We start from the raw sequence: 20,256 nt of genomic DNA, 5'->3' as shown, positions 1-20,256 counted from the left end.
TCAAAGGCCCAGGATCATCTTGGAGATGATGTTCTTCTGGATTTCATTGGAGCCGCCGAAGATCGACAGCTTGCGGTTGTTGAAGTACTGCGCGGCCAGCGGCGCTGCCTCGGCCGGTCCGACGGGCGCCTCGCCCCAGCCTTCGTGCAGCGCGGCCTCGATGAAGGGCTGCGCATACGGTCCCATGGCACGGCGAGCCAGCGAGGAGATCTCCTGGCGGATCTCGGTGCCGCGGATCTTGAGCATGGAGCTTTCCGCGCCCGGCACGCCGCCACCGGCGACGGCGGCAATCACGCGCAGGTTGGTGGTCTTCATGTTTTCAAGGTCGATTTCCACCTTGGCCAGGCGGGCGGCAAAGAGCGGGTCTTGCGCGAGCGGCTGCCCGTTGCGCCGAGCCTTCTTCGCGATGCGCTTGAGCTTTTCCAGCGCCGCGACGGAGAAGCCAACGCCCGCGATGTTGGTGCGCTCGTAGGTCAGCAGGTACTTGGCACAGGTCCAGCCCTTGTCCTGCTCGCCCACCAGGTTCGCAGCCGGCACCCGCACGTCGTTGAAGAACACCTCGTTGACCTCGTGCTCGCCATCGAGCGTGATGATCGGCCGCACTTCCACGCCGGGCGACTTCATGTCCACCAGCAGGAAACTGATGCCCGACTGGGACTTGGCCTCCTTGTTGGTGCGCACCAGGCAGAAGATCATGTTGGCATGCTGGCCCAGCGTGGTCCAGGTCTTCTGGCCATTGACGACGTAGTGGTCGCCGTCCAGCACCGCCGTGGTCTTGACGGAGGCCAGGTCCGAGCCCGAGCCGGGCTCCGAGTAGCCCTGGCACCACCAGTCCTCACTGTTCAGGATGCGGGGCAGCCAGTATTGCTTCTGCGCCTCGCTGCCGTACTTGATGAGCACCGGCCCCAGCATGCTGACGCCGAAGGGCAGGATGCGCGGCGCACCGGCCAGCGCGCATTCGTTCTCGAAGATGAACTTCTGCACCGCGCTCCAGCCCGGTCCGCCGTACTGCCGCGGCCAGTGATTGGCCAGCCAGCCGCGCTCGTGCAGGATGGCGTGCCATTGCACCGTGTCTTCGCGCGTCAGGCGCAGCCCGTTCTTCACCTTGTGCGACAGACGCTCGGGCAGCTTCTCGCGCAGGAACTGCAGCACCTCGCTGCGAAACGCCTCTTCTTCGGCGGTGAACTTCAGATCCATGGTGGTTGCGCTTTCTTCAGAGGATGTCGAACAGTCCCGCCGCGCCCATGCCGCCGGTGATGCACATCGTGTTGGCTGCGAGCGGGTGTTGCTTCAATTCTGATATGGCAATTCAAAATCTACAATTGCCACGCAGATTGACACACTGTCAATCCCTGCTTGACAGCGGACGCCAAGGACCAGAACGCCTTCGCCTCAGGAGGCCAGCACCGGATAGTCCGTGTACCCCTGCGCACCCAAGGTCGACAGCGGGTCGTAGATCGTCTCCGCCACCAGCGGATTCAACGGCGCGCCAATCCTCAGCCGCTGAACCAGGTCGGGATTGGAGATGTAGTCCCTGCCAAACGCGACAGCTTCGATCCCACCGTGGGTCACGGCCTCGGTGGCTGCTGCGAGGTCAAAGCCGTCGTTCGCGATCACGGCGCCTCCGAATGCGCTCTTGAGTTTGCCCAGCAGCGCACCGGGCCCACGGGTCTCCCGGACAAAGAGGAAGGCCAGCTTGCGCTTGCCGAGTTCGGCCGCCACGTAGGGGAACGTGATCTCCGGATGACTGTCGGACACCCCATGGCTCGGAGAACGCGTCGCCAGGTGCATGCCAACCCTGTCCGCGCCCCACACGCTCACGACAGCGTCGGTCACCTCGAGCATGAGCCTTGCGCGGCGCTCCACGCTGCCGCCGTAGGCGTCAGTGCGTTGGTTCGTGCCGTCCTGCAGGAACTGGTCGAGCAGGTAGCCGTTGGCCCCGTGAATGGTGACGCCGTCGAAGCCCGCCGCCTTCGCGTTTTGCGCAGCCGATCGGAACGCCTCGATGACACCCGGGATCTCCTCCAGCCCCAGGCTTCGCGGAACGACGAAGGGACGCTGGGGCCGCAACAGCGACACATGCCCCGGCGCCTGTAACGGGCTCGGTGCCACTGGCAAATCCCCACGCAAATGCGCCGGGTCCGAAATCCGTCCGACGTGCCAGATCTGCATGAAGATGCGTCCCCCGGCCGCATGCACGGCATGGGTCACGAGTCGCCAGCCGGCCAGTTGCTCCGCGGTCCAGACTCCAGGAACGTTCAGGTACCCGACGGCCTGGGGCGACACCGGTACGCCTTCGCTGATGATCAGTCCCGCGTCCGCGCGCTGGGCGTAGTACTCGGCCATGAGGCGATTGGGCACGTGCGCTGGCGCTCCGGCGCGCAACCGCGTGAGCGGCGCCATGACGATGCGGTTCGGCATATGAAGGCTGCCGAGTTGGACGGGGTCGAAGAGTGTGGGCATCTGAACGCTTTGATGGGCAACAAGGTTCAGCGAAGCTTAGGGAGCGATGTGCGCGAGAACAATTGGTCCCGCTGCAGAAGCAAATTCCAGAATCAACAATGATCGACGCGCTGCGAGCCACAGAGCCCCAAAGCGCCTTCGTCATTCCAGTTCAGACAAAGATCCGTTTCAGGGCGACGCTGGATGCCGGCCCCGCCGCGGTCTAGAGTGCTTCCTCAAGACCATTCATGTACCACGCATGTCCCAGCATCAGCACAACGTCCAGGCAGACCTCCATGCGAAAGCAGTCGAGGACGAAAACGAATCGACTCGAAGGCGCTTGCGGGAGGGCACGCTCCTGGATGCGTGGAGAGCCAATCCACCCGCCGGTGTCTCGATTCGAAGCGACGAAGAACTGGACGCGTCCCTTGCGTACATGCTGCGCTCGCACGATGGCGCGCAGGATGTCCACGTTTTTGGCTACGGATCCCTCATGTGGAATCCCGCACTCGAGTACACGCAGGTCATGACTGCGCGCCTTCAAGGCTGGCATCGAAGGTTCTGCTTGCGGCTGCTCTTGGCGAGAGGATCGCCCAACGCACCCGGCGTCATGCTCGCGCTGGATCGGGGCGGGGCCTGCGTCGGACGTGTCTTTCGAATTGCCGCGGCAAAGGTGGATGAAGAATTGCATCTCCTGTGGAGACGCGAAATGCTCGCCGGCGCGTATGACGCGCGGTGGGTCACGGTGCTTGCCGATGGTCGAAGGCTTCGCGCATTGGCGTTCGTCGCGAACCGCCGTCACGCCCGCTACATCGGTGGACTTCCCATCGAGCAGATCGCGCATCTTGTTCGCACGGGACATGGCGAAATCGGCAGCACCCGGGCCTATTTCGAATCCACCCTGGATACGCTGCAATCGATGTCGATCCAGGACGCCGGCATGGAAAGATTGCGCCGGTCGCTTCGACTGGCAGACGGAATGGCGTAGCTGTCGGTCTCGGCGACCGTTTCGTCATCCGTGCCTGAAGCAGGTGCGCCGCGACGTTGCCAATCGCGGCCGACATTCAGCGGCGCAAGCTGCCGCGGTGGCTGGTCAACGTCCCTTGAAATCCAGCAGGGGTCGCGGTTTGCCGGCCTTGAGGGCATCGACCGCGGACTTCAGTCCGGCCCGGACATCTTCAGTCTCGAACAGCGGCATCGCAATGTCGAACATCGCCTCGTCGGCGGCGGAAACACCGCCGACCGCCCAGGCGCGCAACAAGGCCTTGTGCGCTGCGTACGCTCGCGTGGGACCGCGGACGACCTTCTCCGCGAATTCCCTCGCCTCGGCGAGCAGGCTGGCATCGTCCACCACGCGATTGACCACGCCGAAGCGTTCCATCGTGGCCGCTGGCACCCGCTCGGACGTCATCGCCCATTCGGAGGCGCGCGAGCGTCCGGCGCGCTCAGCCACCCGGTAGATGCCGCCCAGAACGGTCACGATGCCCAGCGACTGCTCCGGATGACCGAAGCTTGCGGTGGCGCCTGCGAAGATGACGTCGGCCCTCAGCGCCAATTCCAGGCCACCGCCGAAGCACAGGCCCTGGACCGCGGCAATGACGGGCATCGGCATGCGCTCGAAGCGATTGAAGACCGACATGTAGTGCTCGAATCGCGCGCGCAGTTGATGCGTGCTCGCCTCCGGCCACGACATGATGTCGCCGCCAAAGCTGAAGTTCTCGCCTTCGCTGCGTACCAGAACGGCGCGAGCGCCGCTGTGTTCGATGGCGTCGATGGCAGCCGCCAGTTCGTCGACCATCTGGTCGTCGATGCGGTTCTGCGGCGGGCGGTCGATGACGATCGTGGCGAGCTGTCCTTCGATCGAGTAGGTGAGATGGGTCATGTGGATTCCAGTGCGCATGGATTGAAGAAGAAGATCAGCCGAGGTGCGACTTGAACCAGTCCAGCGCAGCGCCGCTGGACTGTGCGAACTGCGACACGTAGGGGGCGAAGTGGCTGCCTTCGATCGTGACGAGCCGCTTGGGTTGAAGCGCACGCTCGTAGGCCGCCAGTTCGAGATCCGTCAACGTGATCGTGTCGTGCGTGGCAACCACCATCAGCAAGGGCGTTGGCGACACGCGCGCAATCCACTGCCCCGGCTCGTACATGCGAGCCGCGCGCGTGGAACGCACCGTGACGTTGTTCTCCCACACCCCGTCCGGCAGCGGCTGCAGGTAGAAGTCGATGGCATCCTTGGCCCGGTAGGAGGCTGAAACCGCCGGATCCGCGCTCACGATGGTCTGGCGACGAAGAGGCTCGCCGCGCAACTGCGAGCGTTCGTCCTCGGCGAAGGCCTCTTCGATGGCCGCCACATTTTCCGGGGCGATCCGACGCAGCCCTTGCTCGAAACCGCTGATCGTCGGCACCTGCGCGACGACCGCACGCAGACGCCGGTCGGTGGCGCCCAGCACGATGGCGTGTCCGCCGGCATAGCTGGTGCCCCAAAGGCCGATGCGCTTCGGATCGACGCTCGGCAGGGTCTCCAGGTAGCTGATGGCGCGCCGCCAGTCGGCAATCTGCCGCCAGGGATCGACGTCCTGTCGCGGCTGGCCTTCGCTGGCGCCAAAGCCCCGGTGGTCGTGCAGCAGCACCACGAACCCGTTCTCGGCGAAGAGCCTGGCGAACGGCTCGAGTCCGTGCTCCTTCACGCCGGCATAGCCGTGCGCCATCGTGATGGCCGGATGGCGCCCGGCAGGGCCGTCTGGAACGAACAGCCAGCCGCGCAGCTTGACGCCGCCATCGGCTTCGAATTCGACTTCGGTACGTTTGACCATGATGTTTGCTCGCAGGTTGGATGCGTCAGGCGACGCGGTGGAAATGGCTGGCATCGATGCGGCCGTGCACGCGGCGGCCCAGTTCGGCGGAGAACTTCAGGGCAGCGTTCAGCGGGCGATGGTGAATCGCCGCATGCACGACCTTGCCGTCGTCGTCTTTCGTGAGGATCGTGATGCCGAAGAGTTGCACGCCGCCGAAGGCCTTGGCCGACCATTCAAGGTAGGTGCGCTTTCCCTTCGTGGCTTCGTTGGTGAAGGCCAGCGACTCGTAGATCTGGCTGGCCTCGGCCATGACGGCCTTCACCTGCTCGCGCCCGGCGACCGGCTCTGCCAGGACACTGGCTTCCAGCACGATGTCGCTGGCGAAGGCCTCGGCAAAGGTGTCTGCCGACTTCTGCGCGAAGGCTTGCGTCCAGCCTTGCTGCCGCACCTCGGCGCCTGCGTTGACCGAGGCAAGGTGCGTGATGAAGTCCCCAAGGATCTTGGCGAAGGCTTCGGGCCGTTCGACGTGGGGCCAGTGACCGGCCTTGTCGATCACCGCGAGCTCGGGGCGGCTGAAGCGAGGCGCGACGGCGGACGCCACCACTTCGTTGGTCACGAACGGGTCGCCCTGGCCCCTGACGATCAGCACGGGGCCGCCATAGCGGCTCGGGTTCCAGCCGTCGGGATGCCCGGTATTCCAGGCGTCCGCGAAAGCCGCAACGGAAGCCGGCGCGGGGCGATCGCCCAAGGCGCCCAGCGCCTCGGTTTGCGCATCGTCCAGGTCGACGGACAGTTGGCGACGCAGGATGCGCTGCGCCTGGGGCAGTCCCCCCAACTCGCGGAAGGGCTGCATCGCGTCGTCCGCCAAGCCGGTGCCGGCCAGCGGCACCGGCGTGAGCAGGACCAGCCCCGCCACACGCGAGGCATGGCTTGCCGCGACGAGTTCGGCCACCTGCGCGCCCATGCTCTGTCCGACCAGGACCACCGGCGTGCGGATCGAATCGACCACGCGGCCGACGTCTGCTGCAAAGCGCTCCAGCGTGAAAGGGCCCGGCTCCCCTGCCCGATCGCCCATGCCCGCGAGATCAACACGGACAGCGTCCGAACTGCGCTCGCCGAGCGCCGCGACGACCGGGTCCCAGACGGTGGCGCCGTCGAGAAAGCCATGAACAAACAGAATGGTTGGCGTGGTATCTGCCATGCGGTGTCTCCTTGAAAGCCTGGATGGATCAATTGGCAGTGGCGCCGGAAGCGGACCACTCCTTGCTGTCGATGGGCGAGTAGCCATCGGGCTTCCCATCGAGTCGTCCTGCGCGCTGCCCCTGGAATGAAGCCAGCAAGTCGGGCTCCAGGGGCGTGGTGAATGCGTTGTGCACGAGCGTGTACTCCGCCGCCAGGCGTCCAACCGCCTGGACCGCAGCGGTATCGATACGGCCGCCCTCGAGGTAGATGTCGTCGCGAACATGGAAGCGAAGCACCTCGCCGAACACCACGTGGTCGCCGAGATCGCCGATGGGGATGATCCGGTCCACCTTGCACTCGAACGAGATCGGGGCGCCCTTCACGCGCGGTGTGCGGATGGCAACGGAGGGGTCTTTCTCGAGACCCAGCGCAGTGAACTCGTCGACGTCGGATGCGAACTCGAATGCCGAGCGATGCATGAGGTGCGCTTGCGGCAGCGACACCATGTTGTAGACGAACTCGCCGGTGTCCCGGATGTTGACGTAGGTGTCCTTCAGGGTGACGCCATCGGACCGCGGCTGCAGCGAAAGCGACACCATCGGCGGCTTGCGACCGACCGCGGTGAAGAAGGAGATGGGGGCCAAGTTCGCGACGCCATCGGTGGAGATCGTGCTGATCCATCCGATGGCCCGCGGCAGGATCGAGCCGATGAGGAGCTTGTAGGCCGATGTGGGGTCAAGCGTTGCTGCGTCGATGAGCATGATTTCGTTCTCCGCGAGATGTGATTGGAGGGGTTCAGGCGGAACGGCGCGCAACGACCAACTTGGCGGTGAGCGTCTGCAGGATTTCGTCGCGCTGATTGACCGTGTTGGCACGCAGAACGACCATGCCCCGGTCGAGGCGCGAGCGCGAGGGCGTCAGGGAGACCACTTCGCCCAGCACGCGAATCTCGTCACCGGGCCGCGTGGGCGCCTTCCACTCGACTTCCCCACCGGCGCCGACGATGCCGTTGACCAGCGGCGGCCCGCTGGTCACGAGCAATTGCATCGTGACGGCGGCCGTGTGCCATCCGCTGGCCGCGAGGCCGCCGAACACCGACGTGCGCGCGGCGGCCTCGTCAAGGTGGAAAGGCTGGGGGTCGAACTGCTGGGCAAAGGCCTTGATCTGGTCGGTATCGAACTTGTGCGTCGCAGTGTGGAAGGTGTCTCCGACCTTGATGTCGTCGAAGTACAAGGGGTCGCGGTTCATGGATGCGTCCTTTGTGAACAGTGGGCACCGGAAGAGGCAACCCTGCTGGCAACTCTAGGGACGAAGGCGCAGCGGAAACAGACGCGAAACCTGAAAGGCTTATTTCATCGCGATCAATGATCGCGGCGGCGCCCCTTCGCGAGGTCCGCTCGCTGTTGTCTTGAAACGAGGGAAGATTGACATTCAAGCCGAAGCCATGACTTCTACATTCATCGGGTCAATCAACTCGACTTGAAAGGATCCCGATGAATTCGACCGACAACGCCAGAGGCATCGCACCAGCGATCCGCGCACTCGCAAAGCGCACGCTCGTCGTCGCGGCCCTCGCGGGCACGTCCCTCGGCAGCCTTGCAGCGCAAGCCCCGACCACCCACGCGCCGAGGACGACCGTCGTTCTGGTGCATGGCGCCTTTGCCGACGGATCGGGATGGGACAAGGTCATTCCACTCCTGCAAGCCAAAGGTCTTGACGTCGTGTCCGTCCAAAACCCCCTGACCTCTCTTGCTGACGACGTGGCAGCGACGCGTCGCGTGCTGGACACGCAGACGGGGCCCGTTGTTCTGGTCGGGCATTCGTGGGGCGGCGTGGTCATCTCCGAGGTCGGCACGCATGAACACGTGAAGTCGCTGGTCTATGTCGCCGCGTTCGCACCATCGGAAGGGCAATCCGCGGCCGATCTGGGAAAGGGTTATCCGACGCCGCCCGGCCTGAACTTCGTCGTTCCGGACAAGGAAGGCTTCCTGTCCTTGTCGCCCGAGGGCATGGCGAAGCACTTTGCACAAGACTTGCCGGCAGCAACGACCAGGCTGATGAGCGCGACGCAGGGGCCGATCAATGGCAAGAGCTTCGAAGAGAAGGTGACGACGGCCGCGTGGAAGACCACGCCATCCTGGTACGTGCTCACGCAGCAGGACCACATGATCCCGCCTGCCCTGCAAAAAGCCATGGCCGAGAAGATCTCTGCGCACGTCGTCAGCGTGCCGACTTCCCACGTTCCCCAGTTGTCGAAGCCTGCGCAAGTGGCCAACGCCATCATTGCCGCGGCCAGCGTTGCGAAATGAGATACGGCATCTGAACCTTCCGGCCCCGCCGGCCACGGCGGCAAGCCGACCACGCTCGCGCCGGGGTCCTTGGCACGGGCGTTTGACGCGCGAAAGAGATGCGGCGTACTCTTGCTCAAAACCCTTGTTTCCCTCGTTTTGAGCCATCATGAAACACATCGCCATCCTTGTTTTCCCCGGCTTCCAGATCCTCGACCTGGCTGCCATTGCCGCCTTCGAATTGGCCAATGCGACCCAGGAGCAACCGCTCTACAAGGTCGAGTTGCTGTCGGAAAACGGCGGCCTCGTTGAAAGTTCATCCGGGGTGTTCGTCGATTCAAAACGACTGAACTCGACAAGATTCGACACGCTCGTGATGACGGGCGCATTGACCATCGGGCCCCTTCCGGAAAAGCTGTGTCGCTTCCTTCGGGCACGCCAGCGCACCGCGCGCCGCATCGCGAGCATCTGCACCGGGGCCTTCGGCCTGGCCGACGCCGGCCTGCTCGACGGGCGCGCGGCCACGACCCACTGGGCTTTTGCGGGCGAATTCCAGAAGCGCCATCCGCTGGTCAAGTTGCAGCCGGACCGCATCTTCATCCAGGACGGACCCGTGTGGACTTCAGCGGGAATGACGGCCGGCATCGACCTGGTGCTTGCGCTCGTGGAAGACGACCTCGGTGTCGAGGTTGCGCGCGGGGTGGCGAAGAAGATGGTCGTGTATCACCGGCGCGCCGGCGGGCAATCGCAGTTCTCGGCGCTGCTCGAACTGGAGCCGAAGTCCGATCGCATCCAGCAAACGCTGGTTCATGCGCGGGCGAATCTGCGAGACCCGCTCTCGGTTGAAGACCTCGCCGAAGTCGCCCATCTCAGCCCGCGCCAGTTCAGCCGGGCGTTCAAGTCCGAGACCGGGCAATCGCCCGCGCATGCCATCGAGAACCTGCGCGTGGAGGCGGCCCGCCATCTCATCGACGCCGGCAATCTCGCAATGGGCGTGATCGCCGAGGAAGTGGGCTTCGGCGACTCCGAACGAATGCGTCGCGCCTTCATCCGTTCCCTGGGCCACCCGCCACAGAGCATGCGCAGGATGGCGCGACAGAGTGCCACCACTCAACCTGCGATGTCATAAAAGGAGGTTTAAACGACATTTACGCCACGACGGCTCCAGCAGACACTTTCCTCTCCAACACACCCCGTAGCGAAAGGAAAATGTCATGACTCTCAAGCACAACCCAGGCACCGCCCTCATCAGCGGTGCATCGTCCGGCATCGGTGCCATCTACGCCGACCGTCTCGCACGGCGCGGCTTCAACCTGATCCTGGTGGCCCGCAACAGTGATCGACTGCGTGCCCTTGCCGACCACCTTGCCGTGTCGACCGGACGCCGCGTCGAGACCATCACCGCCGACCTCACAGCGCCGCAAGACATCGCGCGGGTCGAAGCAACGCTGCGCACCCGCGAGGACATCACGATGCTGGTGAACAACGCGGGTTTCGGGGCGACCGCGCCGCTGCTCTCCTCCGACATCGACAGGATGGAGGAAATGATCACGCTGAACGTCGGTGCACTCACCCGCCTGGCCTACGCAGCCGCACCTGCATTTGTCCGCCGCGGCACCGGCACCATCATCAACATTGCCTCCGTCGTCGCGATCTCGCCGGAAACGCTCAATGGCGTCTACGGCGGCAGCAAGGCGTACGTCCTTGCTTTCTCCCAGTCGCTGCAACACGAGTTGTCCGACAAGGGCGTGCGGGTCCAGGCCGTTCTTCCCGGGGCCACGGCGACGGAGTTCTGGGGCATTGCCGGTCTGCCGGTCGAACACCTTCCGCAGTCGGTCGGCGTCATGAGCGCCGACGACCTGGTCGATGCCGCGCTTGCAGGGCTCGATCAGGGCGAACGCGTCACCATCCCTTCCCTGCCCGACCAGGCGGAATGGGACGCCTACAACGCCGCGCGCGTTGCAATGGCTGGCAGGCTTTCAAGCGCAGTGGCAGCGCCGCGCTACGGCATCGATCGCTTGCGCGCCGTCGAGGCCGCCACCGTCTGAACCCTTTGCGGGAGCGGCCTCACAGGGGGCCGGCTCTCCGTTGACCCGACGCGAGAGCGCGTGGCCGGCAGTCGGCCATTCGTCCCCACAGACTCGCAAGGACTCACATGCCAAACACCCCATCCCTGCCAAGACGCACCTTCCTGGGCGCCACGACACTCGGTGTTGTTGCCACCCAGTTCGCCGCCGCAACGGCCTTTGCCCAAGCCGCGGAATCTCCGGTGGCGCAGCGGTCGTCGCCTGCGAAGCGCCTCTCTCCACTGAAGCGCATCAACGCCGGCGTACTCAGCGTGGAGTATTTTGAAATCGGTCCGGCCAAGGGCGCACCGGTGATTCTTCTGCACGGCTGGCCCTACGACATCCACACGTATGCCGACGTTGCTCCCATGCTTGCCGCGGCCGGCCACCGGGTCATCGTTCCGTACCTGCGCGGCTATGGCGGAACGCGCTTCCTTTCGGACAAGACGCCTCGCAACGGCCAGCAAAGCGTCATCGCCGTCGACGTCATTGCGCTGATGGATGCGCTCAAGATCGACAAGGCAAGCATTGCAGGCTGTGACTGGGGCGCGCGGACGGCGTGCATCGTGGCGGCGCTGTGGCCCGAGCGCGTGAATGCGCTGGTCTCCGTCAGCGGCTACCTGGTCGGCAGCCAGCAAATCGGCAAAGTTCCGTTGTCCCCACAGGCTGAGTCGCAGTGGTGGTACCAGTACTACTTCGCCACGGAACGGGGACGCCTGGGTTACGAGAAGAACCGCAACGAGTTCGCAAGGCTGATCTGGCAGACCGCATCTCCCAAATGGGCGTTTGACAACGCAACGTTCGAACGCAGCGCAACCGCCTTCGACAACCCCGACCATGTGAGCATCGTGATCCACAACTATCGCTGGCGGCTTGGCTCGGCGGAAGGCGAAGCGAGGTATGACGATCTCGAAGCGCGGCTGGCGCAGGCTCCTGTCATCGGCGTACCGACCATCACGCTCGAAGGAGACGCCAACGGGGCACCGCACCCCGAGCCGAGCGCCTATGCGAAGAAATTCTCGGGGCCCTACGAGCACCGGCTCATCAGCGGCGGCATCGGGCACAACTTGCCCCAGGAGGCGCCTGAAGCCTTTGCGGCCGCCGTCATCGACGTCACCCGCATCTGAGCATTGACGCACGAGCCGCGCGGGCGCGCTCCGCCGCGCCCGTTCGCCATCGTTATTGCATCCGCCGCAATAACGTGCTGCGCCTGGAGGGCTAACCAATCTCTCGCCGCGGACCTACGCTATGTCCAGCCCGGTCCTGCCGGCCTGACATTCAGCACCACCATCGCCATGAGCGCTTTCAACACACGCGGCGTCATCTACGCAACCAACTGCACCCTTGCGGCGCTGCTGGCGCTGTGGATCGCCTTCAGCGCCGGCCTGCCCAACCCGGGGTGGGCGTCGCTGACCGTGTTCATCGTGAGCCAACCGCTGGGCGCGGCCTCGGGTTCGGTCGTCTCGCGTGCGCTGTACCGCACTGCAGGCACCGTGACGGGCGTCATCGCCTCGATGCTGATCCTGCCGGCGCTGGTGCAGACGCCCGGGCTCATGATCGCGGCCGTCGCGGCCTGGGTGGCGCTGTGCATCTACCTCTCGCTGCTGGATCGCAGCCCGCGCAGCTATGCCTTCCTGCTGGCCGGCTACACCGTGGCGCTGGTGGGGTTGCCGATGGTCGGCGACGTGTCGCAGCTTTTCGACACCGGCATTGCGCGCATCGAGGAGATCGTCATCGGGGCCTTCAGCGCGGCGCTGATGCACAGCCTGCTCTTTCCGCGCACGCTCAAGTCCCAGATGCAAGCCCGGCTGGAAGCGACCCTGAAGGATGCGCGCACCTGGATGACTGTGGCGCTGTCACCCCAGGGGGCGAGTGCTGTGGAGCAAGCCGCACGACGTCGCATGGCCGCCGATCTCACCGAGCTGAACCAGCTCGCGAACGGCCAGCGCTTCGACGCCGATACGGGCCCGGCGGACAGCCGCATCGTCTCGGCGCTCGAAACGCGGCTGGTCGCCTTGCTGCCCTTGATGACCGCTGTCGAGGATCGCCTCGGCGCCATCGCACAAGCCGGCGACATGCCGCCGGCCCTGGCGCGCTACGCGGCCGAAGTCCGGCAATGGATCGGGGAAGCCACGCAAGGCGACCAGGATCGTGGTGATCACCTGGTCGCAGCGGCACGACAGGCATCGCCGGCTAACGGCGCCTTGCCGGCATGGACCGAGATGTTGGCCGCGAGCGCAGTCCAGCGCCTGGCCGAACTCGTGGAAGCGTGGAACGACTGCCTTCATCTCATGCCCTTCGTCCGCGACCCGCATCTCGTGCAGGATTCGCGCGTTCGGCAGCTTGCCGATGCGCAGCCTCGGCGGCGCCTGCACGTGGACCATGGTCTTGCGGCCTTCGCAGGCCTGGCAGCTGGCGTGGCCGTGGCACTTGCGGGGGCCGTGGCCATCGTCACGGGCTGGGCGCAGGGCACGGCGATGATCGGCATTGCGGCCGCCGGCTCTTCCGTGTTCGCCTTCATCGACGATCCCCGGCCAATGCAGAAGTTGTTCATCGCGTGGTCGCTGATTGCCGTGCCTGTCGCCGCGCTCTATGTCTTCGCGATTCTTCCGGCCGTCGACGGCTTCGGCGCATTCGCGCTGGTCATGTCCCCGCTTTTCTTCGGCACCGCGCTGTATCTGACCACGCCGCAGCACTGGTTGCGCGCGCTTGGCTTCGCGCTCGTCTCGCAGACGCTGCTCGCACTGCAACCGGCGCTGCGTGCCGACTTCGAGAGCTTCACGACCGTCGCCGTGGGCACAGTGACTGGCGGGCTCATCGCGCTGCTGGTGACCTCGCTCATGCATGTCGTGAGCCCCGAGACCAGCGCCTCCCGCATCCTGCGTGCGGGGTGGCGCGAACTCGCAGCGCTGGCCGCGGGACGGGCATCGTCGGTGCCGGATGCGGCCAGTCGCATGCTCGATCGCGTCGGCATGCTGATCCCGCGCCTCGCAAGGTTGGCAGGCAACACGGAATTCCAGCGCGCGGATGCGCTCAACGACCTGCGGCTCGGCGTCAACACCGCCACGCTGCGCGAGGTGGCGCAGGCCTCCGGCGGCGGCCCGGTCGCACCTGCCATCGATGCGTTGATGGGGCATCTTGCAAATCACTTTGGCGTCCAGTCGCGCAGGGGCCATGTGCCACCGGGCGCCGAAATGCTCGTTGCGCTGGACAACGCCATTGTGCAAATCCTCGCCCTGGGTGGCGCGGCGCCGCGCCTCAAGGGCCTGGTTGCGGCGACAGGCCTTCGTCGAGGCTTGTTTCCAGATGCGCCCCCCTTCGACCACAAGGAGTACGTGCCGTGCTAGCAGAAGTCAGTCTGTTCGGAATCTTCGTCAACATGGGTTTGGTGTCGGCCTTCCTGGCCGGCGCCCTGCTCCTTCCACTGCGCAAGGGGTTGACGCGCATCGGTGCCTATCGCCTGGTATGGCATCCAGCGCTCGTCGACCTTGCACTGTTCACGCTGCTGTGGGGCGGGGTGGCCTTCGCCGCCAGCGTTCTGGACCTTCGCCTGCTCACGCTTCTGGGATGAGGATGTCATGAAAATTTCCCTTCCAACCATCGGACGCATCGCGTTGACCCTGGCGCTCGTCGCACTGGCGCTTGTCGTCGGCCACCTCGGGTGGGACCACTACCGCGAGGCGCCCTGGACGCGCGACGGCCGCGTGCGCGCCGACGTGATCCAGATCGCGCCAGACGTGTCGGGCCTGGTCGAACGCGTGGCGGTGCACGACAACCAGGCGGTGCGGCGCGGCGAGTTGCTCTTCACCATCGATCGCGCACGCTTTCAACTTGCTGTCGAGCAGGCCGACGCCACGGTGCAGGCGTTGCGCGTGCAAATCGACCAAGCCCGGCGCGAGAACCGCCGAAACGTCACGCTCGGCGATCTGGTGCCAGCGGAGTTGCGCGAGCAAGGCGGCACCAAGGTGGACCAGCTCAAGGCGAACCTGCTGCAGGCCTCGGCGGCGCTGGACACCGCACGCCTCAACCTGGCCCGTACGGAGGTCAAGGCGTCGGTCGATGGCTGGGTGACGAACCTCGACCTGCGCCCGGGCGCCTACGCGACCGCGGGCCGCCCCGTCTTCGCCCTGGTGGACCGGAACTCGCTGCACGTACAGGGCTACTTCGAGGAAACGAAGCTCGACCGCATCCATGTCGGCGCGCCGGTGCGCGTGCGCATGATCGGTGACGCGCAGTGGCTCGACGGCCATATCGACAGCATCGCTGCCGGCATCGAGGACCGAGAGCGAAGCGGCAGTAGCAGCCTGCTCGCCAACGTCAACCCGACCTTCAATTGGGTGCGGCTGGCGCAGCGAATTCCGGTGCGGGTGCAGTTGGACCGGGTGCCACAAGACACGCGGCTGATCATGGGGCGCACCGCCACCGTCGAAGTCGTCGAGACGCCGCGGGCCGCCGCGGTCCACGTCGCACAAGGAGCACAGTGATGGTCCGCCTGCTCATGCTCTTTGTCGCTGCGGTGCTCGCGGCCTGTACTACCGTGGGGCCCGACTACGAACGGCCGGCCAACGGGGCGGCCAGCAGCCAGGTCGCGAACGGGCCCTTCCTCGGCGCGAGCGAGGCGGCTTTCGACCCCGACCCGGTCCCTGCGGGCTGGTGGCGCCTCTACGAAAGCCCCACGCTGGACGGGTTGGTGCAGGAAGCCCTGGCCGCCAACACCGATCTGCGCGCCGCGGCGGGGAACATCCAACGCGCCCTCGCCGGCCTGGACTATGCAGACGCGGCACGCAATCCGACCACCAGCCTGCTGGCTGGAACCTCTTACGGACGCCGTTCCGCAGAAGAAGAACTCAGGCCCGGCAAACAGCTGGCCAACCACTTCACCTATGGCCTGGGGGCGAGCGTGTCCTACCAGGTCGACCTGTTCGGCCAGATCTCGCGAACCATCGAATCGGCGCGCGCCGACACCGATGCCGCGCGTGCCGCCTACGACGCAACACGCGTGACGGTGGTCGCAGAGACCACGCGCGCTTTCCTCGATGTCTGCTCGTCCGGCCGCGAGATCGCCGTGGCGGAACGCTCGGTGGCGCTTCAGGAGAAGAGCACCGAACTGACCCGTTCGCTGTTCCAGGCCGGGCGCGGAAACACGCTCGACGTCACCCGCTCCTCGGCCCAGGTTGACCAGGTGCGCGCGATTCTTCCAGTCCTCAGCGCGCAGAAGAAACTGGCGCTCTACCGGCTGGCGGTGCTGACCGGCCATGCGCCAGAAGACTTCCCGCGCGCTGTCCAGTCCTGTGAACAGGAACCGCACCTGACGCGGCCGATCCCTGTCGGCGACGGCGCCAGTCTCCTGCGTCGCCGCCCTGACATCCGGCGCAGCGAATTCGAACTGCATTCGGCCACCGCGCGCATCGGGGTCGCCACGGCCGACCTCTACCCCAAGATCACGCTGGGTGCCTCGATCGGCTCGGTCGGTCTCAACAAGAACTTCCTCGATGCGGACACCCTGAAGTTCTCGCTGGGGCCGCTGATCAGCTGGCAATTCCCCGACCGGTCGCACACCCAGGCCCGCATTCGCGCAGCCGATGCCGACCAGCAAATCGCCTTCGCCCGCTTCGATGGCACCGTGCTGAATGCGCTGAAGGAGACGGAGAGCGCCCTGGAGACCTATGCCCGCGACCTGGAGCGGCACGCGCTGCTCGAGGCGGCTCGCGAGAAGGCAAGCCGCGCGGCGCAGGACACGCAACAGTTGTTCGCGCTGGGCAAGCAAAGCTACCTGCCGGTGCTGGACGCGACGCGCACGCTCACGACCGTCGAGCAATCGGTCGCCGCGGCGGAGAGCAAGCTGGCGTCGGACCAGGTCAATGTGTTCCTGGCACTCGGGGGTGGCTGGGAAGACGACGCGCGTCCTCGTTGATTGACCGCCGCGAGGTTGCTGATCGACCGGCCGCGGCGCTCTTCGACAAGCTCGACACATAGGCCGCCGACTCCGGAGCAAGCGCCGCCCACTTGGGCGGCGCTTGCTCGACCAGGGAAATCGTGGTCTGCAGACTTGCACCGTTCAATCCGATGCGTCTGCAATGCCTGGTAGCGGCAGTGAGATGCGGTCGTTCACGAGGTTGGAGGCGGTCGAGAATCGAACCCTTGTGAAGCGCGACGAATCCGTCGATGTACGTTGCTTCAAGGGCCTCGGCGAAGCCCACGTCCTCGCCGGTCAGACGGACCGGGCGCGATACGGCAACGAATCGGGCATCGACCTCATCGATGGTCTGCGCAGGGACACGAGTCTGGCCGCACGCGGGCAGACCTTTCTCACGCCCAACTCGAGTGCGTCAAGGTGAAGCGCTCGACATGCGCGAGCTGTGACAGCTCTTCCCCGATCGTGCTCAACGCGCTGGTTCGCGAGTTCGAGTTCCCGACGATCAGGCACTGGATTTCGAAGTGGGTGCCGTCGAAGCTCATGGCGAGGCTCTCGGGCGGGATACGCAGTCCGAGTTTGACCACGAAGCGGTGAACCTCCTCGGGTCTCGGCCTGTGCCCCTTGGCAAATCGGAACGTTCCCGTCATCGCCGCATGGGCAGGCAATAGTTGCTCGATCCGGGGAACGACGGCCGTGCAGACCACGAACAAGGCCGTCAGTCCGATGGCCGGCACGTAGAACCCCACCCCCACCAGGATGCCGATCGCAGAGGAACCCCAGATGGATGCCGCGGTCGTCAGGCCACGCACGTTGGAGCCGCTCTTCACGATGATGCCCGCGCCCAGGAAACCGATGCCCGTGAGGACGGCGCCGATGACCTTCGTGGGATCGGCGGCAATGGCGGTTTGGACGCTTCCCCAGTACTACATGGACGGGTAGCCCGCCAGCAAGGTGACGGCGCAGGAGGTGGCGCAAACCAGGCAATAGACCTGGCTGCCAGCAGCGCGCCCGCTGAAATAGCGCTCATAGCCGACGAACCAACCGAGCAGCAGCGCGGTGGCGATGTTCAACACCATCCACACGCCCGCGCCGTGCCAGCTATTGATCACGCCGAGTTGCAACACGACCGATCCTTGTCAACTGCAGCGTGTTCTTGCTCGATGGCAAGGAGATTGCGATCGTTGAAAAAGAGGAGTTCCTGGCCCATGCGCCATCCCTTGAAGATGAAGGTTGCGGCCGGCCGACGAGCGAGCGTGCTTGCCGGACGGGCCAGGTTCACTCTAGGAAAAGCGCCGCCGATCTGTAAGACGACGCAGCACAAAACGCTGTTGCAACTGCATCAATAGCGCGCGCGCCGGCATTCTTGCTGAAACCGGAAAGAGGCTTTGCGCCGCACCTTCTTGTTGCCCGCGAGGTGGCTCTTTAAAGTCTCCCTACGGTGGCAAAAACGGTCACGCAGACCGTCAGGATCCACCGCCGCTTCGTCAAAACGCCACGTCATCAAACCATTGGAGACTTCATCATGCATCCCCTTCGCAAGCTTCGGGAATCCCGAACCGCTACACCCGCCCAGGTAAGCACGCTCCTTGCCGACAACGTCGTATTCAAGAGCCCGATCCTGATCCGGCCGATCGAGGGCCGGGATGTCATCGCGGCCATATTCGCCCAGTCCAGCTCGACGCGCGGCTCCGGTGCCTATACGGCCGAGTTCAAGCTCGATGCGCGCACCACCTTCCTGCGTTGGGAAGGCACCATGGACGGCCACAAGATCGAAAGCCTGGAGGTCATCGTGGACAACGAGCAGGGGCTCATCGAGGAGCGCACGATTGCCCTTCGCCCGTATCCCGCAGTGAAACTGTTCCGCGACGCCATGCACGAATCGCTCAAGGACAAGCTGCCGCCTGATGTTTGGGATTACGCATCGGCCTAGTGCGACCAACAAGCAGCGTTCAGCGCGTTACCAGAAGGAAGTCCCGCCGCGGACTCGGCCTCATCAGCAATGCGTCGCCATCAACTCATCGCAAGGACATCGCCATGCACATCGCCATCCTCACCTTCGACGGTTTCAACGAGCTCGATTCGCTGGTCGCCTTCAGCATCCTCAACCGCGTGAAGAAGCCGGACTGGCGGGTGTCGATCGCCAGCCCCACGGCGCGTGTGCAGTCGATGAACGGCCTGGTGCTCGAAGCCCAAGCCAGCCTGCGCGAGGCCAGCGAGGCGGATGCGGTCATCGTCGGCAGTGGCAGGAAGACGCGCGACGTTGTCGCCGACGCGGCCTTGATGGCGCAGCTGCAGCTTGACCCGTCCCGGCAGCTGCTGGGCGCGCAGTGCTCGGGCACGCTCGTGCTGGCCAAGCTGGGGCTGCTCGACGACGTGCCCGCCTGCACGGACCTGATCACGAAGCCCTGGGTCGAGGAAGCGGGCGTCTGTGTCCTGAATCAGCCGTTCTTTGCCAGGGGCAACGTCGCCACCGCGGGCGGCTGCCTTGCGTCGCAGTACCTGGCCGCGTGGTTGATCGCCCGCCTGGCGGGCATCGAGGAGGTAGATCGCGCACTGCGCTACGTCACGCCTGTGGGGGAGCACGACGAGTACGTCTCGCGCGCATTGCGGAACATTGCGCCCTACCTTGAAGGGGCCGTTGCGACGGCTTGACGACCACGAAAGGAAATCCACATGGAAGCGTTCGAAACGCTGCGCACCAGAAGCGACGGCGGTGTGCTCTTCGCGGAGATCGACAGCGCGCCGATGAACCTGCTCGGCACAAAGATGGTTCGCGACCTGGTGTCTCTCATCCGCATGCTGGACCATGGCGACAGCTGCCGGGTCGTCGTCTTCTCCAGCGCAAATCCGCAGTTTTTCATCCCGCACGTCGACGTGACGCAGGTGCAGGACTACCGTCGGGAAGCGGCGCAGTTGACCGGCGAAGAATCGCTCGGATTGCTGCTGCGCCGCCTGAGCACCACCAAGGCCGTCACCATCGCCCAGATCGACGGTCGCGTGCGGGGTGCGGGCAGCGAGTTCGTGCTGGCCTGCGACATGCGATTCGCCTCCAGGGAGAACGCCGTCTTCGGGCAACTGGAGGCTGGAAGCGGCCTGGTGCCGGGCGCCGGAGGCGTGCAGCACCTGGCGCGGGCCATGGGGCGCGGCAGGGCAATGGAAGTGCTGCTGAGTGCGGATGACTATGACGCTGACCTGGCGGAGCGCTACGGCTGGATCAATCGCGCCATGCCGGCCGCAGACCTTTCGCCATTCGTTGCCGCGCTGGCCCGCCGCATCGCCAGCTTTCCGCGGCAGGCGCTTGAAGACATCAAGGGGCGCGTGAATGCCATCACGCTGGCCGACACCGAAGACTTCCGGATCGACTCGGAACTCTTTGGTGCGGCGATGCGCACCCCCGTTGTCATGCGCAGGATGCAAGCGCTCCTGGCACGCGGGATGCAAACGCCCGGCGACCTGGAACTCAACTTTGGCCGCGAGCTGGCCAAGCTTCCGGATTGAGCCAAAGGCCGGTCTGGCCATACCTGCACCATCATGGCCGTCGAAGCCCGACGGGCGCGCAACACGCC

Annotated in this window: 24 protein-coding genes; 13 read left to right on the top strand and 11 right to left on the bottom strand. The window is 65.2% G+C overall.

All coding sequences use genetic code 11. The features are described 5' to 3' along the window. The 3 genes from QTI66_RS35750 to QTI66_RS35740 form a co-directional block, all read right to left on the bottom strand. Window positions 1-1,197, bottom strand: a complete 1,197-nt coding sequence (locus tag QTI66_RS35750) for an acyl-CoA dehydrogenase family protein (protein WP_286565119.1) — start codon at window positions 1,195-1,197, stop codon at window positions 1-3. A 195-nt stretch (window positions 1,198-1,392) separates the two neighbouring features. Next, a complete protein-coding gene (locus QTI66_RS35745; protein WP_286565118.1) occupies window positions 1,393-2,463 on the bottom strand; it encodes an alkene reductase in 1,071 nt (356 codons plus the stop codon). A 202-nt stretch (window positions 2,464-2,665) separates the two neighbouring features. Next, complete coding sequence (locus QTI66_RS35740) at window positions 2,666-2,995, bottom strand: hypothetical protein (RefSeq protein ID WP_286565147.1); 330 nt, start codon at window positions 2,993-2,995, stop codon at window positions 2,666-2,668. Here QTI66_RS35740 and QTI66_RS35735 point away from each other — a divergent pair. Further along, complete coding sequence (locus QTI66_RS35735; protein WP_353506270.1) at window positions 2,879-3,430, top strand: gamma-glutamylcyclotransferase; 552 nt, start codon at window positions 2,879-2,881, stop codon at window positions 3,428-3,430. The two genes, QTI66_RS35740 and QTI66_RS35735, sit on opposite strands and share 117 nt — an antisense overlap. 105 nt (window positions 3,431-3,535) lie before the next feature. On the opposite strand, the gene QTI66_RS35730 is transcribed toward QTI66_RS35735, so the two are convergent. From QTI66_RS35730 to QTI66_RS35710, 5 genes are read right to left on the bottom strand one after another with little or no spacing between them, the layout of a single operon-like run. Then, window positions 3,536-4,324 carry an enoyl-CoA hydratase/isomerase family protein gene (locus QTI66_RS35730; RefSeq protein ID WP_286565117.1) on the bottom strand — a complete coding sequence of 263 codons (789 nt, stop codon included), beginning with the start codon at window positions 4,322-4,324 and terminating at the stop codon, window positions 3,536-3,538. 34 nt (window positions 4,325-4,358) lie between these two features. Beyond that, window positions 4,359-5,255, bottom strand: coding sequence for an alpha/beta hydrolase (locus QTI66_RS35725; protein ID WP_286565116.1), 897 nt, complete (start codon window positions 5,253-5,255; stop codon window positions 4,359-4,361). Window positions 5,256-5,280: 25 nt separating this feature from the next. Next, complete coding sequence (locus QTI66_RS35720; RefSeq protein ID WP_286565115.1) at window positions 5,281-6,438, bottom strand: alpha/beta fold hydrolase; 1,158 nt, start codon at window positions 6,436-6,438, stop codon at window positions 5,281-5,283. A 28-nt stretch (window positions 6,439-6,466) separates the two neighbouring features. Continuing rightward, window positions 6,467-7,180 (bottom strand): flavin reductase family protein, encoded by a 714-nt coding sequence (locus tag QTI66_RS35715; RefSeq protein ID WP_286565114.1) that lies wholly within the window; start codon window positions 7,178-7,180, stop codon window positions 6,467-6,469. Window positions 7,181-7,214: 34 nt separating this feature from the next. Continuing rightward, window positions 7,215-7,667, bottom strand: coding sequence for a MaoC family dehydratase (locus tag QTI66_RS35710; protein ID WP_286565113.1), 453 nt, complete (start codon window positions 7,665-7,667; stop codon window positions 7,215-7,217). Window positions 7,668-7,912: 245 nt separating this feature from the next. On the opposite strand from QTI66_RS35710, the gene QTI66_RS35705 reads away from it, so the two are divergent. The 9 genes from QTI66_RS35705 (at window position 7,913) to QTI66_RS35665 (ending at window position 17,111) form a co-directional block, all read left to right on the top strand. Beyond that, window positions 7,913-8,728: an alpha/beta fold hydrolase gene (locus QTI66_RS35705; protein ID WP_286565112.1), complete on the top strand. Its 816-nt coding sequence runs from the start codon at window positions 7,913-7,915 to the stop codon at window positions 8,726-8,728. Window positions 8,729-8,876: 148 nt separating this feature from the next. Beyond that, window positions 8,877-9,836, top strand: coding sequence for a GlxA family transcriptional regulator (locus QTI66_RS35700; protein ID WP_286565111.1), 960 nt, complete (start codon window positions 8,877-8,879; stop codon window positions 9,834-9,836). Window positions 9,837-9,921: 85 nt separating this feature from the next. Continuing rightward, window positions 9,922-10,755, top strand: coding sequence for an SDR family NAD(P)-dependent oxidoreductase (locus QTI66_RS35695; protein WP_286565110.1), 834 nt, complete (start codon window positions 9,922-9,924; stop codon window positions 10,753-10,755). Window positions 10,756-10,862: 107 nt separating this feature from the next. After that, the gene (locus tag QTI66_RS35690; protein WP_286565109.1) at window positions 10,863-11,900 is read left to right on the top strand and encodes an alpha/beta fold hydrolase; all 1,038 of its coding nucleotides are present in this window, start codon (window positions 10,863-10,865) and stop codon (window positions 11,898-11,900) included. Window positions 11,901-12,068: 168 nt separating this feature from the next. After that, window positions 12,069-14,120, top strand: a complete 2,052-nt coding sequence (locus tag QTI66_RS35685; protein ID WP_286565108.1) for an FUSC family protein — start codon at window positions 12,069-12,071, stop codon at window positions 14,118-14,120. Further along, a complete protein-coding gene (locus QTI66_RS35680) occupies window positions 14,114-14,344 on the top strand; it encodes a DUF1656 domain-containing protein (protein WP_286565107.1) in 231 nt (76 codons plus the stop codon). The genes QTI66_RS35685 and QTI66_RS35680 overlap by 7 nt, the downstream gene beginning before the upstream one ends. A gap of 7 nt (window positions 14,345-14,351) precedes the next feature. Further along, entirely contained in the window at window positions 14,352-15,257 is a 906-nt protein-coding gene (locus QTI66_RS35675) for an efflux RND transporter periplasmic adaptor subunit (protein WP_286565106.1), read from the top strand. Continuing rightward, complete coding sequence (locus tag QTI66_RS35670; protein ID WP_353506269.1) at window positions 15,257-16,687, top strand: efflux transporter outer membrane subunit; 1,431 nt, start codon at window positions 15,257-15,259, stop codon at window positions 16,685-16,687. The genes QTI66_RS35675 and QTI66_RS35670 overlap by 1 nt, the downstream gene beginning before the upstream one ends. Window positions 16,688-16,916: 229 nt before the next feature. After that, on the top strand, window positions 16,917-17,111 hold the full coding sequence (locus tag QTI66_RS35665) for a hypothetical protein (protein ID WP_286565104.1): 195 nt from the start codon (window positions 16,917-16,919) through the stop codon (window positions 17,109-17,111). On the opposite strand, the gene QTI66_RS35660 is transcribed toward QTI66_RS35665, so the two are convergent. The 3 genes from QTI66_RS35660 to QTI66_RS35655 all read right to left on the bottom strand — a co-directional run bounded on the left by QTI66_RS35660 (window position 17,083) and on the right by QTI66_RS35655 (window position 18,218). After that, window positions 17,083-17,589, bottom strand: coding sequence for an MgtC/SapB family protein (locus QTI66_RS35660; RefSeq protein WP_506555401.1), 507 nt, complete (start codon window positions 17,587-17,589; stop codon window positions 17,083-17,085). The genes QTI66_RS35665 and QTI66_RS35660 overlap by 29 nt on opposite strands. Window positions 17,590-17,613: 24 nt before the next feature. Continuing rightward, the gene (locus QTI66_RS40125) at window positions 17,614-17,814 is read right to left on the bottom strand and encodes a hypothetical protein (RefSeq protein WP_506555400.1); all 201 of its coding nucleotides are present in this window, start codon (window positions 17,812-17,814) and stop codon (window positions 17,614-17,616) included. A 215-nt stretch (window positions 17,815-18,029) separates the two neighbouring features. Then, window positions 18,030-18,218, bottom strand: a complete 189-nt coding sequence (locus QTI66_RS35655) for a hypothetical protein (RefSeq protein WP_286565103.1) — start codon at window positions 18,216-18,218, stop codon at window positions 18,030-18,032. On the opposite strand from QTI66_RS35655, the gene QTI66_RS35650 reads away from it, so the two are divergent. The 3 genes from QTI66_RS35650 (at window position 18,213) to QTI66_RS35640 (ending at window position 20,188) form a co-directional block, all read left to right on the top strand. Further along, window positions 18,213-18,620 (top strand): nuclear transport factor 2 family protein, encoded by a 408-nt coding sequence (locus QTI66_RS35650; protein ID WP_286565102.1) that lies wholly within the window; start codon window positions 18,213-18,215, stop codon window positions 18,618-18,620. The two genes, QTI66_RS35655 and QTI66_RS35650, sit on opposite strands and share 6 nt — an antisense overlap. A 104-nt stretch (window positions 18,621-18,724) precedes the next feature. After that, window positions 18,725-19,342 carry a DJ-1/PfpI family protein gene (locus QTI66_RS35645; RefSeq protein ID WP_286565101.1) on the top strand — a complete coding sequence of 206 codons (618 nt, stop codon included), beginning with the start codon at window positions 18,725-18,727 and terminating at the stop codon, window positions 19,340-19,342. 21 nt (window positions 19,343-19,363) lie between these two features. Then, window positions 19,364-20,188, top strand: coding sequence for an enoyl-CoA hydratase/isomerase family protein (locus QTI66_RS35640; protein WP_286565100.1), 825 nt, complete (start codon window positions 19,364-19,366; stop codon window positions 20,186-20,188). Window positions 20,189-20,256 lie beyond the last annotated feature (68 nt).

Origin of the sequence: Variovorax brevis, from assembly GCF_030317105.1 — a bacterium.
GTDB lineage: Bacteria > Pseudomonadota > Gammaproteobacteria > Burkholderiales > Burkholderiaceae_C > Variovorax > Variovorax brevis.
The sequence above is the reverse complement of the archived record's forward strand: the minus strand, read 5'-3'. Positions and strand labels throughout refer to the sequence as shown.